The organism is Bacillus cereus group sp. BfR-BA-01330 (assembly GCF_022663885.1).
Lineage (GTDB): Bacteria > Bacillota > Bacilli > Bacillales > Bacillaceae_G > Bacillus_A > Bacillus_A cereus.
In genome coordinates, this window is sequence record NZ_JAKUGK010000004.1 from 139,343 (window position 1) to 154,706 (window position 15,364).

Here is a 15,364-nt window from a genome sequence, read left to right on the forward strand (position 1 = left end):
TATAAAAAGCTGACTATAAGCAGTCAGCTTTTTATATATTACATTCTAGTATTTGCCGGGCAGTAATGCCCCCATCTAAAAATTCAGCAAAAGCAAGGAAGTAGGTGAGGGATCAACTTTCCGGAAAAGCCCGATTGGTTCCAAAAGACATATTCTTTCCTTTACGTTGACATTAAAAATATTACCAATTTTTTCTTTTACAATGGCAACAAATAAAGAAACATTTACAACGACACTTATTTCGTTTAGAACTCCAATTATCATCACAATGACACTTTTCTTTAGATTTCCACCAATCATCATTACAATGTTTTTCCTGAGAACTCCAATCGTCATCACAATGACACTTTTCTTTAGATTTCCACCAATCATCATTACAATGCTTTTTCTGAGAACTCCAATCATCATCACAATGATGCTTTTCTTTAGATTTCCACCAATCATCACAACAATGCTTTTTCTGAGAACTCCAGCAATCATTTTTCCAGGACATTTATTTCTACCTCCTTTCAATAGTGTTCATATTATTCTATGTTTTAATAAAAAAATGGCTTGTTTATTAACCTACTATTTTATCTTTATATGATAGAGTGTCTTCTACTCGATATAGAATTCATACAAACTATGCTAATTTTTAAGAGAAAGTGGAGAGAACTACTACTAGTTATGGTATTTTTCAATAAACACTTGTTGAAGAAAATGTTCTGATTACAAATAATATCTTATTTTCGAGTACGCTTTTTAAATGTATATTTCACAATGAAAAATGGGAAATCCACAAATAAAGTCTATGTATATGTGAGTTAATGGGGAAATCTAGTGTGTTTTTAAGGGGCGTCTTATTTAAAAGAAAAAAGGTTTGTTTTAGAAAGTGGTGTCTAAACATTAAATGGAGTAGGACTAAATTCACGGCCGCTCATTAAAAAGCTTTTAATTAGGAGAAGTCTGTTTTTATAATGAATAATGAAAAGAAAGTTTGGTACAATTGTTTGTTTTTTTCTTTTTATGTGTTTGCCTCGTACCCTTTTAAGCTAGTGGACATACTTTACTAATAGAAAGGATTAGGGGGTGAGGTATTGGGTTCTCGATTTAATAATTGTAAAAAGAAGTGTACATGTAAACAAGATGATTGTTGGGAAGTATTCGAAGAGTGTAAAAAAGAACAGCATGAGAAATGTGATAATTCTTGTGTACAAGGAATTAGAGATGAACTTAAGAAATTAATTAATCGAACAGTTCAAATTAATACAGAGGGACGTACTTATGTAGGTACTGTTTCGTCTGTAAGTTGTGATGTAGTTAGGCTTGCGGCTATTCCTGGATCGGTTGGAGTAATTATTTCCATTTGCAAAATTGAAGCAATTTTCCCACCGGTTACAACGGTTACTGCTGACTTTGATTTTAATGGTATTGATGTAGCAAACAAAGCATAATTATGCTGCTTTTTTGTAAAGCCATTCACATGAATGGCTTTATTTTAATTTTATATAAAAGGAGAATATATTCTTTATATAGAAATAAGTTTGAGGTTATAAAGCATGATGTACGAAAGGAGCAAGGAAGTGATTAAACTAGAAAGCTTTAAGAAATCTGATTTTAAACAATTAATAAATTGGATTAATTCCGAAGAATTTCTAATACAATGGTCAGGAAATGCATTCACATTTCCTTTAGATGAACAGCAATTAGAGAAGTATATAGAAAGTGCAAATACACTCGCTTTCAAAGTGGTAGATGAAGAGACTTCAGACGTTATTGGACATATTTCGCTTGGCCAAATAGATAATATTAATAAGTCCGCTAGAATTGGAAAAGTATTAGTTGGTAATACGAAGATGAGAGGACGTTCTATAGGAAAACATATGATGAAAGCAGTACTTCATATTGCTTTTGACGAATTAAAACTACATAGAGTAACTCTTGGTGTGTATGATTTTAATACATCGGCCATTTCATGTTACGAAAAAATAGGGTTTGTAAAAGAAGGCTTATTAAGAGAGTCAAAAAGAGTAGGAGAAACGTATTGGAATTTATGGGAAATGAGTATGTTAGAATATGAATGGAAGAAGTAGCAACGCTAGTAATTTATAATTATATTATTTTAATAAAGGGGTTTGGTGGGTATAGTGGATAATAAAACAAAAATAATTTCAATTGCAGCTGTTTCGGGAGGAGGTAAAACTACAATTACAGAAAGATTAAAGCATAAGTTTAAAAACTCAAAAGCTCTATATTTTGATAGTTATACATTTGATAACTCTCCTGCTGATATTTGTAAATGGATTGATGATGGGGCGAATTACGACGAGTGGGTATTAACACCATTAATTCATGATATTGAGCAACTTATACAAAATAATACCTTAGACTATATTATTGTAGATTATCCTTTTGCATACTTAAATAGTGAGATGCGAAAATTCATTGATGTAACTATATTTATTGATACGCCTTTAGATATTGCGATGGCTAGAAGGATTTTGCGAGATTTTAAGGAAGGTACAATAGATGAAATACATAATGATTTGGAACATTACATGACATATGCGAGAAAAGCTTATTTAGAGGCAATTCATACTGTTAAGCCGAATTCAGATATCATATTGGATGGTTCTTTATCTGTAAGTGAAATAATTAATCACGCTGTAGAGGAACTTGGCCGAAGAGAAGTGATTGTCAATGGTTAAATGTATAACAGATGCTGTTAGGTGGATAATTGAAGTAAGAGAGAGATAAATGTGTACACTTTATTTCAATATAATTGGCAAGTAAGAGATGATTGGTTTAAGTGGTGTGAACAACTTTCAGAGGAAGATTTACTTTGCAAACTGGGGGTATTTTAGAAACATTATTTCATATTGTAGATGTAGAGTATAGTTGGATTAGTGCTTTTCAAGAAGAAGATAGAGAACCGCAATTTAAAGATTATCAATCGATTCAAAAAGTGAAAGCGTTATCTGATTTATATAAACGAGAACTTGAAGTTTTTTTGCAGTCATGATCATCTAGCCTAGAATGCTAGCACACTTAAAATAAGCCGTATAAAAAGTTAATCATTGGTGCTTTGATTATATAACGTCGGCGAAATAAATAGTGTGAGGGACAGCTATTCTAACAAGTATTTTATGTAACGTTCGTATATTTAAATTTTCTTGTAATTAATCGAATTCTAATTTTTTAGAAACGGATAATGAGGTATGGGTGGAGCTCTTTTTTATTGAATAAAATGGGTTAATTTTTCGGATTTTCATTACAATATAAAAAATAAAATTTAAATTTTGTTTGTTTTTAAGAAAAGGTGAGAAGAAAATAAAAAAAGAGGGCTAATGCCCTCTTTTTTTATTAATTTGGTAATTAATCACAGATTGGTATCCCAAGCACTCTTAGAGCTAATGCTACTTGAAGGGAAATCTCTAATCTAGCAATTTCAATACCAGCTACTGAAAGAACTAAAAAAGGTTGTCCGTTTACAAATACAACACAACTATCCATAGTTAAGCCTCCTTTCTAGTAATCTACTATAGTATATGAGTAGAACTTTAAAGTGTAATAGTTCGATTGTTGGATTTAATAGAATTAATAGATTAACCCATTTAAACTAAACAAACGAACACAACGAAAGGAAACAGAGATGGATGTATGCCTCAAAAAATATAGGTTTTAAGACATGTAATGGGATATTAAATTTATCATATTGGTCAGTTATCTATATGGGCGAGAGAGTTAAACTTGCAACTAGTTTCAGCAAACTTGATTGGAAGAGGATGATAGAATTAAAAACCGACTTGCATCTCAAGCGCAAGTCGGTTCTATATATAAGAAGATTTCTTAATTGAAATCCTCGGATTTTTTCTGACGTATATGTAAAAACATTAAGGTGGTAATGATTAAAAAAATCATTATAGTTTGTATAATTAAATTTTTAAACTGAAGCAATATTGTCCAAGATGTAAGGGCGTCTTTAAAAGCTTGGAGTGCAGAGTACGAGGAAGGATCAAAACCATACTGTAGCAACTTTTTTGTTTCAATAAATGAAATGTTTTCTTCATCTGCATCTAATATTACTGAAATTAGTCTAGTATCTCCAAGTTTTGCTGTACTGACAAAACTATAATTACCGTTAGTTGAAAAACTAGTTTGTAAGCCATCAACACCTTGAAGTTTAATGTTTTCATTAAGGGAATATATCATTTTATTCGTATTGAAAACCTGGGAATCTTTGAAGGTAAATTGGTAAGAGGTTAGTTTCGTAATATTCAATACATCTGGAAAATCTTTTACTAATCGTGCTGCTAGTTTAGCTGCGTCTATCGCTGTTGTAGTTGATTGTTTATTTGTATTATTATTAATTCCAGTAGAGTTTAGAAATGGAGATGGTTGTAATAACTTTAGTTCTTTTGCTTTTTTATTCATTAATACTGTAAAGTTATCTTCATTTCCAGCAATGTGTTCTGCTAGAGCGAGTGCAGAACGATTATTCCCTGCCAGTAGCAATGCATGAAGTAAATCACGAACCGTTGTTTTATCATTCGATGTTACTTGTATAGGGCTTGTTTCTACTCGGAAAACTTCGTTACTTATTTGTACGAAGTCATCTAACTGTATCTTTTTATCATTTAGTTGCTCCAATACGATATATTCTGTCATTAATTTAGATAAAGCAGCTGATTGTACTGGGGTTTCTTCATTTTTTTTATAAACAATTTCACCTGAATTAGCATTTATTAAAATAGCTGATTTAGCTTGAATAATCGGACCATTTACATAAAGATAAAAATATAAAACGATAAGTGCAGTAATAAAAAAAGATAATAATAAAATAGCGAATTTCTTTAAGAATTGCATAAGCGATCCTCCTATTATGACATCAATAATAGTATTGTAAAAAGGAATGCTTAATTAGGAAGAAAGAAAAGGTAAAGAATTTCTAAAGAATTATAAAGGATTATTAAATTTAGGGTAATTATGGAAAAAGTTCAATTTCTTATATGGTAAGAAATTGAACTTTTTATTTGTAATATTAACATTTGTATGGGAGTAGTTTTACAGTGAATGTTGTTTTTTCGTCATCACTATATACCTCAATTGTTCCTTTATGCAATTCGACTATACTTTTTGCAATTGCTAATCCAAGTCCAGATCCACCAGTGTTTGTAGAGCGAGATTTCTCAACGCGATAAAAACGTTCAAAAATATGAGGTAAATCCGTACTAGGAATAGGTTGTCCGTAATTTGTTATATCAATTGTAATCATATTATTACTTTCATAAGCAGTAAGGTCAATATAGCGACCTTCGCTTCCATAAGCGATAGCGTTTATAATAAGATTTTCAAACACACGCACTAATTTGTCACCATCAGCTAATACCATGAGCTTTTGAGACGGGAAAGAAGGCCGACATTCTATATTAGCTTCTTGAACCTGTATGCGGAATTGAACAGTTAATTGTCCAAGTAACTCTACAATATCAATAGGAACAGAATACAAGCTTAATTCTTTATTTTGAACACGTGTATATTCGAACAAGTCATTCATTAATGCATTAAGACGAGTTACTTTATCGTAAATGACTTGAATATAGTATCGCAATTCCACTTCATCTCTATAATTATCATGATGGATTAAATTTACGTATCCAACTATAGAAGTAAGGGGAGTGCGTAAGTCATGTGATACATTTGTAATAAGTTCACTTTTTGCTTGTTCCGCTTGTCTTTCTTCATCAATTGAGACTTTTAATTGTTCAACAATTTCATTGACCCCGATTGCTAATTCTTCTAGATAATTATGATTTACAATAGAAACTTTATGATTGAAGTTTCCATTTGCAATATAACGAATTTCTTCTATCATTTTTTTTATACAAGTTTCATAATAAAGTTTTTTCTCGTGACGATAAAAAATGTAAAGATAGGATGAAAAAATAGAAAATAAAAACAAATAAGATACAATCATCATCCATAAAGACTCTTTAATCCCTTTATACTTTTCATAACCAAAAATTCGAATGAATTCTTTACCGAGTTCGGTTAGAGTAAGTGAACTTTCAATTACACTCGTAACGAGGCGATAAATAATTAGTTCAGTAATAGGAGTGAGTGTGATAGCTAATAAAAGCCAAAAAATAAGTTTCCATTTAGGAATATCTTTTAATATATCAAATGCTTCATTTCTCAATTTTATAGCCAACTCCCCAAACAGTATGAATAAATTTTTCTCCATTTATTACTGTTTCAAGTTTATCTCGTAAGTTGCTAATATGGACCATTACCGTCTTATTTGAACCATAACCATCTTCATTCCAAACGCGTTCGAAAATTTCTTCTGAACTAAATACTCTTCCTGTATTACTCGCAAGTAAATATAAAATATCGAATTCAATAGAGGTTAGTTTAATGTACTCTCCATTTACTTTAACTGTATGATTATGTTTGTGTATTTCAACAGAGCGAATACGAATAATACCATCTTCATTCTTTTGCGAAGTAGCATTTTGGAAAGAGGATCTTCGTAATAAAGCTTTCACTCTAGCTACTAATTCTAATGGATTGAATGGTTTGATCATATAATCATCAGCACCTGTCATAAGGCCTAATATTTTATCCATATCTTCTGCTTTTGCACTAAGCATTAGAATTGGTACAGTATTATTTTCACGCACTTCCTGACAAACTTCTAATCCGTTTCGTTTTGGCATCATAATATCCAAAATCATAAGGTCAACTTCATATGTAGAAACCTTTTGCAATGCTTCATCGCCATCATAAGCTTTATAAATGTTATAGCCTTCATTTCGCAAATAAACAGCAAGTAATTCAACAATTTCTTTATCATCATCAATAATTAATATATTTTTATTCATTGTGTAGTTCCTTTCCTTACAAATCATCAACATTACTATAATATCAAACATTTATGTACTTGTAGCGATGATTATGTATAAAATTTCATGTAACGTATTAAAAAGGAGTAAAAAGATTAATAACGAATATAAAATAACAAGGATATTTAGATTCTACATTATAATGAAAGTTAGTTATAAGGGGGATTTTCTATGTTATGTAATGATATATATTCATTTACTCCAACTGGAAAAATAGACAATGATATTAAAGCTTTTCTACTAAAATATAATAAAGAGTTTACATATAAACATTCAATTCGTGTGGCAAATGAGGCAAAAAAGATTGCAGAAAAGTTTCACGTAGGTAAAGAAAAAGCAGCAATTGCAGGATATTTACATGATATTAGTGGCATTTTTCCAAACGAGGAGCGGATTGCAGTTGCTGAAGAATTTGGTGTAGAAATAGTGGAAGCGGAAAGAAAGTTTCCTATGATTATTCATCAAAAATTATCGAGGGTAATCGCAAAAGAAATATTTAAAGTCGAAGATGAAGAGATTTTAAATGCAATTTGTTGCCATACAACGTTGCGTAAACATGCAACGAAGATGGATTTAGTATTATTTGTTGCAGATAAAATAGAATGGGATCAAAAAGGGACACCACCATATTTAATAGAAATAAAAAAAGAATTGGGAAAATCTTTGGAAAAAGCAGCTTTTGTATATATTTCATATTTGTGGGAAAGGAAAGATACATTGAAAGTTATACATCCGTGGCTAGAAGAAGCATATTGGGATTTAAAAAGAATTGTACAGTAGAAAGGACAAGGAAATGCAATTAAAAGAATATATGAATCAAACATTTCCAGGAGTTACATTAGGACCCTACTTATATTCTCAGTGGGAAAATCATTTACATTTTGATTTCGGAAAAGATAAATATCAAATTGTAGAAGGAACCGACGATTTAAATATGGAATACTTTTCTCAACTTTGAAGACATATTTTCAAAAGAAGATGTAGTGTTTGTAGTGACAAATGTTTATAGATTTAAAAAGGAAAACATAAAAACTTCACAGAAAATAAATATATACAATAAATATATTAAGAAAAGAGATTTAAGATTTCATATAAGATTAGAAACGTTACCGTTTTTATTTGAAGATGAAGAAGCAGATTTATCCCGCTATTTGCCGGGCAGTAAGACCCCCCACTGATTAAAGTTTCACTTTATATTGTACATATCAATTTTCTTTTAAATGTCTTGCGGAAGATATTAAATATGAACCGCTGATACAAGCTGCTAATCATGAGGATTTTTCTGATCTGTATCTTCGATTTGGACGAAAAAAAGAAATCTCTTATCCAGATGTATTTCTCATAAATGCAAAGAAAGATATTGTGATGTTTATGTATGATGATAGAGGATGTGAAGTAATTGCGAAGAATAAAGAAATAATACGAGATTCATATAAGAAATACAAAGAATGGATTCCAGATTATGAACGAGAAAGTATAGATAACTTATTTAAATGACAATAGGGGAAGTGAAGCGTGTAATGAAACGTATTGCAATTGTATCTGCATGGGAACCAGAACTGACGTATTTGCATCAACATTATCCGAGTGAACGTGTTGAAAAAAGAGCAGCTTGGGAATTTCATTTTCATACTATTAATGAGCTGGAAATTATATCAGTTGTTACTGGTGTCGGTAAAGTAAGCTGCGCTAGTTGTGTACAATTGTTAATTAGTGAGTTTCAGCCAGATGAGTTGTTTATGACAGGAATATGCGGAAGTTTATCAAACAAGGTGAAAAACGGTCATATTGTAGTGGCACTAAACGCAATACAACACGATGTTACTGCAGCTGGCTCAGGGGAAGATGTTTTTAATTTATATAACGGTAGAACAGCACCTATTGAAACAACAAAATCACTTGTAAGAAGAATAAAAAAAATACGATCATATGATCCAATACATTTCGGTACATTTTTATCCGGAGATCAACGTATTCGTAGTTCAGAAATGAGATATTTACTCCATACCGTATATGGAGCATTGGCAGTTGATCAAGAAGTAGCAGCTTTCGCCTATGTGTGTCAAATAAATAAAAAACCATTTCTCTGTTTAAAAGCTGCTTCAGATCAAGTAAATGATAAAACGAAAGAAGAACAAAAAATTTTTAAAATGCTAGCATGCGAAAGAGCATGTGAGCATTTAATTGCCTTTTTACGTGTTTATGAGATTAATGTAGTAAATAATAGATAGTTAGAGGGTTTTAACATAAGTAATTGGAGGCATCATTATATTATGATTCAATATAAAAGGTGTAGTGATGTAAATATTGATTTAGTATATGAAGCTTTTAAAGTTGGATTTTCAGATTACATTATTAAAATGGAAGTTTCAAAAGGGGATTTTATACAACGTTTTTTGGGACCAGAAGGTAATTTGCTAGAACATTCTTTTCTTGCTTTAGAAGAAGGCAAACCTGTTGGCGTAATACTAGGTGGTATAAAGGATTATGAAAGTATTAAGACTATGCGCTGTGGAACATTAGCGGTTCATCCTAATTACCGCGGTATTGGTGTGAGTCAAAAATTATTTGAACTGCATAAAGAAGAGGCGATTCAACATGGATGTAAGCAACTTTTTCTCGAAGTCATTGTAGGAAATGACCGAGCGATTCATTTTTATAATAAGTTGGGCTATGAAAAAGTGTACGATCTTTCTTATTATAATTTAAATGATTTGACTAAAATAATGAATAAAGATTGTAAGGATATTGAAGTAAAACAATTAGAATTTCCAACTTTTAAAGATGAAATTCAGAAATGGTTAAACTTCCATATAAATTGGCAAAATGATATTGATTATATCAAAAAAACAAATCATGTATTTTATGGTGCATATGTCGATAATGACTTAAAAGGCTCTCTATGTGTAAATAAACAAGGTAAAATTAGTTTTATTTTCGTAGACAAAGATTATAGAAATATTGGTGTTGGGATGAAATTATTACAAGTAGCAAGAGAAGAATTAAATTCATCAAGTTTATCAATTGGGTTTCCTAACAATAATTTACTGGAAGGTTTTCTTAAGAAATGTGGATTTGAAAAGAATTCTTTAGCGCAATATGAAATGTATTTATTACTCTAAGAGCGGAAAGATTTATTCTTTTCGCTTTTTATTTTGCTGTTACGTTGGTAAATGCTCCGCAACTATAATTTATAATGAGAGGGATTTTGTTTATCCTTAAGTTATTTTTTAAATTGTCAATTTCATGCTAATAATTTTCTTTGTATAATATTCTAATTTTATGTAGAATAGATACGATGGGAGGGGATGAAATGAATAATGGATTAAAGTTTAAGATTTTTGAATTGCATTGTCTCGTTCAAAAGACTTATTCTGATATTAAAATAGCGTGTGATATTGCTATTTATCAAGAAAACACTTCTAAATATTTAATTTCATTAGGATTTTTAAATAAATCATATATGACTTATATAGAAGCAAAAAGATTCTATCGCGAAAATGAAGAGCTTGTAAGTGTAGAATTTGATAATTTCTTTGATATGTATGATAAATTAGAAAACGAATTAAAACAAGTTATTTCAACTGAAGATAAAAATCCTTCATTGTTACATAGCAGACTTGATCAGTTTCAGCAGAAAGTTGAAAATATAAATGACCTAATAAAAGTATTGCAAAATGCTCGTTAATGAATGCTTTTTTCTGTTCGTATAGAAATTATGTATTAAAAACATTTTAGGGATATTACATATTGAAGAGGTGGCTTTTGTAGATTACAAAAGTCATCTTTTTATGTTAGGAATAGATTGTATACATTTTAGCAGTTTCATATAAATAATAGAAATTTATACGAGGTAAATATCATGGGAAATAAAAAAGAAATAGCTATAGTTGCATTAACAACAGGATTCGTTTTAACAAGTGTAACACCATATGGAGTAGGTCATGCAGAGGAACCTGGTCAAATGCAAGTTGAAATTCAAGAGGATTCGTTCCGTACAGGTGATCTGACACAACCATCAAAAAAGGCACCAGAGAATGTAGTGAAAGATGCACTTAAGGAAAATACGGAGCATGCTTTGTCTCCAAAACAAGTTAGTGCAGAAACAGGAGTAGATTACAAGGTTCTTCAAAAACGTGGTTCTTATGATGGAACTACACTTGTGCGCATGCAACAAATATATGAAGGAAAAGAAGTATATGGCCACCAGTTGACTGCTCACGTAGATAAAAAAGGTATTATTAAAAGCATTTCAGGAGCTAGCGCACAAAATTTAACACAAGAAGATTTAAAGAAACCTATTAATTTATCAAAAGAAGAAGCAAAACAATATATTTATAAAAAGTACGGAAACGATACTAAATTTATTTCTGAGCCAGAAGTTAAGGCAGTTATTTTTGTTGATGAAAATCATGGGCAGGCTAGCAATGCATATCAAGTTACATTTGCTGCTACAACACCAAATTATGTATCTGGAACTTATTTAGTGAATGCTCATAATGGTGAAATGTTAAAAGATATGGTACAAGAATCAAGTTTGAAAATAAGTGAAGAGTATGTTGAATCCGTTAAGGAAAATAAAACTAGCAATTTTACATCATTAACTGGAACAGGAAAAGATGATTTAGGCGTAACTCGTACATTTGGTATTTCTAAACAGACCAGTGGGAATTATGCGCTTGCTGATTACACAAGAGGACAAGGAATTGAGACATATGATGTAAATTATAGAGATATTACAAATGAAGAAAGTTATTATCCTGGTATACTAGCAACTAGTGTTTCAACAACATTTAATGATCCAAAGGCGGTAAGCGCTCATTTCTTAGCAACAAAGGTATACGATTTTTATAAAGAAAAATATAAGCGTAATAGTTTTGATAATAAAGGAAAAAAAGTAGTTTCAGTTGTACATGCATGGGATTCTGGAGGAACAAATGATCCTGAAAATTGGGAGAATGCATTTAGTACTAATATTAATAACATTAGTATGCTTTTATATGGAGATCCCATGGTAAAAGCGTTCGATATAGCCGGTCATGAATTTACACATGCAGTTACATCAAGTGAATCTAACCTTGAATTTTCAGGAGAATCTGGGGCAATTAACGAGGCATTATCGGATATTATGGGAACGGCTATAGAGAAATACATAAATAATGGGGAATTTAACTGGACAATAGGAGAACAAACTGGATCGACTTTTCGTAATATGAAAAATCCAACTGCAATTAATTTTTCAGAAGGACTACCGTATCCGGATGATTATAGTAAATATAATGATTTAAATGGAGAGGATTATGGAGGCGTTCATTTTAACTCCAGTATTATTAATAAAGTTGCGTATTTAATGGCACAAGGTGGTACTCATAACGGTGTAAATGTAAATGGTATTGGTGAAGATAGAATGTTTGATATTTTCTATTATGCAAATACTGATGAATTAAATATGACTTCTAATTTCTCTGAATTGAAATTGGCATGCCTTAAAGTGGCAACTAATAAATATGGAGCGAACTCAATTGAAGTTCAAGCAGTCCAAAATGCTTTTGATGCGGCAAAAATTACAGGAACGGTGAAAGAGAACGAAAAAACAGCAGAAAACCAAGCTCCAGAGTTAACTGTACCGTTTACGATTACACTACGTGTAGGTGATACGTTTGATCCAATGAGAAATGTAAAAGCTGTTGATAAAGAAGATGGTGATTTAACAAATAAAGTAAAGCATAAAGGCGATGTAGATACTTCAAAACCAGGTACATACATTGTGGAATACATGGTTGTTGATTCTCAAGGGCGGAATGCAACGGCAACACAGACTGTAATTGTAGAGGGAAATGGAGAAACATCAGATTTAGAACCTAAATTAACAGTGCCTGTTGGAGCGACAATTCATGTTGGAGATTCATTTGTTCCAATGGCAGAAGTATTAGCTATCGATAAAGAAGACGGTGATCTCACTTCTAAAATCAAAGTTGATGGTGAAGTAGATACAACTAAAGCCGGTACTTACGTATTAACGTACACGGTTACAGATTCTAAAGGTCATGAAGTAACGGCGAAGCAAACTGTAACGGTCAAAGTTAGAGAAGAAGTTAAAAATGATAAACCAATACTAAAAGTACCTGCTACAACTTCAATTACTGAGGGTGATCAATTTGATCCATTGGTAGGGGTATCAGCTACTGATAAAGAGGACGGTGACCTTATTTCTAAAGTAGCGTATGAAGGAACTATAGATACAACTAAAGCTGGTACTTATGAAATAATATATAGTGTTAGAGATTCCGTGGGTAATGAGGTAAATGCAATACAAAAAGTATTAGTGAAAGATAAAGAAACTAGCAAAGCTAATGGCCTTGCTAATAAGGAAAATAAGAGTAATATCTCAAACAACAGTAATAGCGATAAAAAAGAATATACATATAAGGAGCTTCCAAAGACGGGTGTAAGTACAACTAACAGTGCAGCAATCGGCATATTGATGATTATTACAGGCACAGTACTCACTTTTGTTCGCAAATTTAGAAAGATACAAAAATAATAGTAGGGATCATTCGTTTGAAGAAAAGAGTTCATTATTCAAAAGAAATAAAGTAGAAAGTAAGTAAAACAAAATATGGATTTTTTACTTAATAAGATTTTAGTAGTTAAGCGGTGCATTTGGCTTCTATAAAAATTTGTAGTTGGATCATGTTCTGTCTACAAAACTACATTACATAAAAAACACGTTACTATTCTCATTAAAATAAAAGAATAGTAACGTGTTTTTTGGTTTGGAAAAAGCATAAATCCTATAGTTCATGAATCTGGGAGTGCTTCTAATCTGCCATTGATGAGTTACTGAAAACATTTTGTTTTAATGGAAGTTTCACTCTAAATGACAACATGAGATTTCCGATATTTACCAGGTGTTTCATTGGTGAATTTTTTAAAAATTTTAGTGAAATAACTTTGATCGCTAAAATTAAGCGAAGCGCATATGTCTGATAAAGGATAGGTGGTGAAAGTTAATAATTTCTTTGCTTCTTCGATTCGTTCACGTTGAATGTACTCAATTAATGAAATACCGACTTCTTTTTTAAATAATATAGATAAATAATCTGAATTCACATTTGCAAATTTAGCAACTTGTTTAACAGATATTGGATTGTAAATATTTTTAAAAATGTAGTTTTTGCAAATAGCAATAGTCTGTGAATGTTGCTGTGTTTTTTGTGCCTTTACACGGTCTGCAAAGGTACAAAAAGCATTTTTTAATAAATCCCAAACAGATTCTTTGTCTTTTAAATCTTCTGTTCTTTGAATATGTAAATCATAAATTTTGTAAGCAATCCCAGATGGAAGTCCCCCTTTTATCGCATATCTAGTAGCGAGCGTGATGGATGAAATACAAATGTTTTTATGACGTCTTAATTGATGGAATGAAGATAAAGATGAAAGAGTCTCTTGTTGGAATTCGTAATAATATTTGAGTACGGTTTCTTTATCCCCGTGTTCTATAGAACTAAGTAGTTGCTGCTCTATATATAAATTATGATAAATGGATTCGTCTTTTTGCATTGAAATATATACATCTTCGTTTAAGATGCTGCTATGACTTATATGAAGTGAGTCACTGTTATTTGAAAAGGTGCTTACATCTGAATTTTTTTTATAGAGAATGTTATAGAACAATATCGCTATATTTACAAAGAAATTTTGATCTTTGACTGACAATGAAAAATAATGGTCTCTTGTTCTTTTATAATTTGGAATAAAATTAAGGTTACTATCCGCTTTACTTGTAGAAGAATTCACATGTGTCAAGGGCCCAATAATAACAGTACCGTTCACCATATAATCGCTCTTTATGTGAATTAAAATAAAGTGCCCTAGATATTCGTGAGTTCTGAAGATGGGGGAATTATATGTATCATTTCTCTGAAAAAGCATATGTAACTCTTCTATTTTTGATGTATATAACGAATGTGAATCATTTTTTGATTTAAATTCTAAAAGAATATTTTTGTTACAATCTAAAAAACAAACTGGAATTTCGAAAGATTGAAAAAACATATTGCAAATGTACTCTATCTCAACTAGACTGAGTTTTTTAGTCATATTCTTCCTCCTTACAGTTATGCGTAATAGTTAAATAAACATATATTCCTTTTTCATAAGTAGATACGGAAAACCTTTATCAATAAAAAATATAAATAAAAGTTATAAACTTCTAAGAATAATACCATAATTTAACATGAATAGCACATATTATTTGAATATACAGGTAATAGTTTTGGACAGTAACGTAAAATATGAATCGTCACACTTATTTGTTGGTTATTACTTATATGTATTAAAAAATGATTAAGATTGGATTTTAAATCGGGATAGGAAGTGAGAAATGAATAGATTGACAGTAAGTGAATAGTCGAAATTAGCGGTGAAAGCTATTATGTAACAAATGTAATGATTCTTGAAATAGGGATATACGTGTA

General features: G+C 30.9%; 14 protein-coding genes and 3 pseudogenes. 11 read left to right on the forward strand and 6 right to left on the reverse strand.

Features of this window, described 5'->3' with window-relative positions; all coding sequences use genetic code 11:
* Positions 1–75: 75 nt before the first annotated feature.
* Entirely contained in the window at positions 76–513 is a 438-nt protein-coding gene (locus MR112_RS12670) for a hypothetical protein (RefSeq protein ID WP_173602377.1), read from the reverse strand.
* Positions 514–1,076: 563 nt separating this feature from the next.
* Between MR112_RS12670 and MR112_RS12675 the strand changes: the two genes are divergently transcribed.
* The 4 genes and pseudogenes from MR112_RS12675 to MR112_RS12690 form a co-directional block, all read left to right on the forward strand.
* Positions 1,077–1,433: a hypothetical protein gene (locus MR112_RS12675; protein WP_000535577.1), complete on the forward strand. Its 357-nt coding sequence runs from the start codon at positions 1,077–1,079 to the stop codon at positions 1,431–1,433.
* A 105-nt stretch (positions 1,434–1,538) separates the two neighbouring features.
* Positions 1,539–2,072, forward strand: a complete 534-nt coding sequence (locus tag MR112_RS12680; protein ID WP_000990082.1) for a GNAT family N-acetyltransferase — start codon at positions 1,539–1,541, stop codon at positions 2,070–2,072.
* A 45-nt stretch (positions 2,073–2,117) separates the two neighbouring features.
* Positions 2,118–2,687, forward strand: a complete 570-nt coding sequence (locus MR112_RS12685) for a nucleoside/nucleotide kinase family protein (RefSeq protein ID WP_000513268.1) — start codon at positions 2,118–2,120, stop codon at positions 2,685–2,687.
* A gap of 51 nt (positions 2,688–2,738) precedes the next feature.
* Positions 2,739–2,995, forward strand: a pseudogene (locus tag MR112_RS12690) (DinB family protein); the annotation flags it as partial.
* Between the two features lie 359 nt (positions 2,996–3,354).
* Here the strand turns inward: MR112_RS12690 and MR112_RS12695 are convergent.
* Entirely contained in the window at positions 3,355–3,492 is a 138-nt protein-coding gene (locus MR112_RS12695) for a DUF3956 domain-containing protein (RefSeq protein ID WP_000376554.1), read from the reverse strand.
* A gap of 165 nt (positions 3,493–3,657) precedes the next feature.
* On the opposite strand from MR112_RS12695, the pseudogene MR112_RS29055 reads away from it, so the two are divergent.
* A pseudogene (locus MR112_RS29055) lies at positions 3,658–3,768 on the forward strand (DinB family protein); the annotation flags it as partial.
* A 60-nt stretch (positions 3,769–3,828) separates the two neighbouring features.
* Here the strand turns inward: MR112_RS29055 and MR112_RS12705 are convergent.
* From MR112_RS12705 to MR112_RS12715, 3 genes are all read right to left on the reverse strand, one after another.
* On the reverse strand, positions 3,829–4,845 hold the full coding sequence (locus MR112_RS12705) for a D-alanyl-D-alanine carboxypeptidase family protein (RefSeq protein ID WP_001160045.1): 1,017 nt from the start codon (positions 4,843–4,845) through the stop codon (positions 3,829–3,831).
* A gap of 175 nt (positions 4,846–5,020) precedes the next feature.
* Positions 5,021–6,178, reverse strand: a complete 1,158-nt coding sequence (locus MR112_RS12710) for a sensor histidine kinase (protein ID WP_001243312.1) — start codon at positions 6,176–6,178, stop codon at positions 5,021–5,023.
* Complete coding sequence (locus tag MR112_RS12715) at positions 6,168–6,863, reverse strand: response regulator transcription factor (protein WP_001038807.1); 696 nt, start codon at positions 6,861–6,863, stop codon at positions 6,168–6,170. The genes MR112_RS12710 and MR112_RS12715 overlap by 11 nt, the downstream gene beginning before the upstream one ends.
* A 192-nt stretch (positions 6,864–7,055) precedes the next feature.
* Here MR112_RS12715 and yqeK point away from each other — a divergent pair, with 192 nt between their 5' ends.
* From yqeK to MR112_RS12745, 6 genes and pseudogenes are all read left to right on the forward strand, one after another.
* Positions 7,056–7,664, forward strand: coding sequence for a bis(5'-nucleosyl)-tetraphosphatase (symmetrical) YqeK (gene yqeK, locus MR112_RS12720; RefSeq protein WP_226368688.1), 609 nt, complete (start codon positions 7,056–7,058; stop codon positions 7,662–7,664).
* 13 nt (positions 7,665–7,677) lie between these two features.
* Positions 7,678–8,381 (forward strand): annotated as a pseudogene (locus MR112_RS12725) (DUF3885 domain-containing protein).
* Positions 8,378–9,115, forward strand: coding sequence for a phosphorylase family protein (locus MR112_RS12730; RefSeq protein ID WP_242245009.1), 738 nt, complete (start codon positions 8,378–8,380; stop codon positions 9,113–9,115). Before MR112_RS12725 ends, MR112_RS12730 begins: the two are co-directional and overlap by 4 nt.
* 42 nt (positions 9,116–9,157) lie before the next feature.
* Entirely contained in the window at positions 9,158–10,006 is an 849-nt protein-coding gene (locus tag MR112_RS12735; protein ID WP_242245010.1) for a GNAT family N-acetyltransferase, read from the forward strand.
* A 191-nt stretch (positions 10,007–10,197) separates the two neighbouring features.
* Positions 10,198–10,572, forward strand: coding sequence for a hypothetical protein (locus tag MR112_RS12740; protein ID WP_001059022.1), 375 nt, complete (start codon positions 10,198–10,200; stop codon positions 10,570–10,572).
* A gap of 174 nt (positions 10,573–10,746) precedes the next feature.
* The gene (locus tag MR112_RS12745; RefSeq protein ID WP_000527066.1) at positions 10,747–13,428 is read left to right on the forward strand and encodes a M4 family metallopeptidase; all 2,682 of its coding nucleotides are present in this window, start codon (positions 10,747–10,749) and stop codon (positions 13,426–13,428) included.
* A gap of 332 nt (positions 13,429–13,760) precedes the next feature.
* Here the strand turns inward: MR112_RS12745 and MR112_RS12750 are convergent, their stop codons facing one another.
* Entirely contained in the window at positions 13,761–14,987 is a 1,227-nt protein-coding gene (locus MR112_RS12750; RefSeq protein ID WP_000162828.1) for a helix-turn-helix domain-containing protein, read from the reverse strand.
* Positions 14,988–15,364: the final 377 nt, after the last annotated feature.

Excerpts from the sequence above, each read along its gene's own strand:
- MR112_RS12745 (WP_000527066.1), top strand. The coding sequence starts at position 10,747 with ATGGGAAATAAAAAAGAAATAGCTATAGTTGCATTAACAACAGGATTC.
- MR112_RS12735 (WP_242245010.1), top strand. The coding sequence starts at position 9,158 with ATGATTCAATATAAAAGGTGTAGTGATGTAAATATTGATTTAGTATAT.
- MR112_RS12715 (WP_001038807.1), bottom strand. The coding sequence starts at position 6,863 with ATGAATAAAAATATATTAATTATTGATGATGATAAAGAAATTGTTGAA.
- MR112_RS12680 (WP_000990082.1), top strand. The coding sequence starts at position 1,539 with ATGATGTACGAAAGGAGCAAGGAAGTGATTAAACTAGAAAGCTTTAAG.
- MR112_RS12705 (WP_001160045.1), bottom strand. The coding sequence starts at position 4,845 with ATGCAATTCTTAAAGAAATTCGCTATTTTATTATTATCTTTTTTTATT.
- MR112_RS12740 (WP_001059022.1), top strand. The coding sequence starts at position 10,198 with ATGAATAATGGATTAAAGTTTAAGATTTTTGAATTGCATTGTCTCGTT.
- MR112_RS12695 (WP_000376554.1), bottom strand. The coding sequence starts at position 3,492 with ATGGATAGTTGTGTTGTATTTGTAAACGGACAACCTTTTTTAGTTCTT.
- MR112_RS12750 (WP_000162828.1), bottom strand. The coding sequence starts at position 14,987 with ATGACTAAAAAACTCAGTCTAGTTGAGATAGAGTACATTTGCAATATG.
- MR112_RS12730 (WP_242245009.1), top strand. The coding sequence starts at position 8,378 with ATGACAATAGGGGAAGTGAAGCGTGTAATGAAACGTATTGCAATTGTA.
- yqeK (WP_226368688.1), top strand. The coding sequence starts at position 7,056 with ATGTTATGTAATGATATATATTCATTTACTCCAACTGGAAAAATAGAC.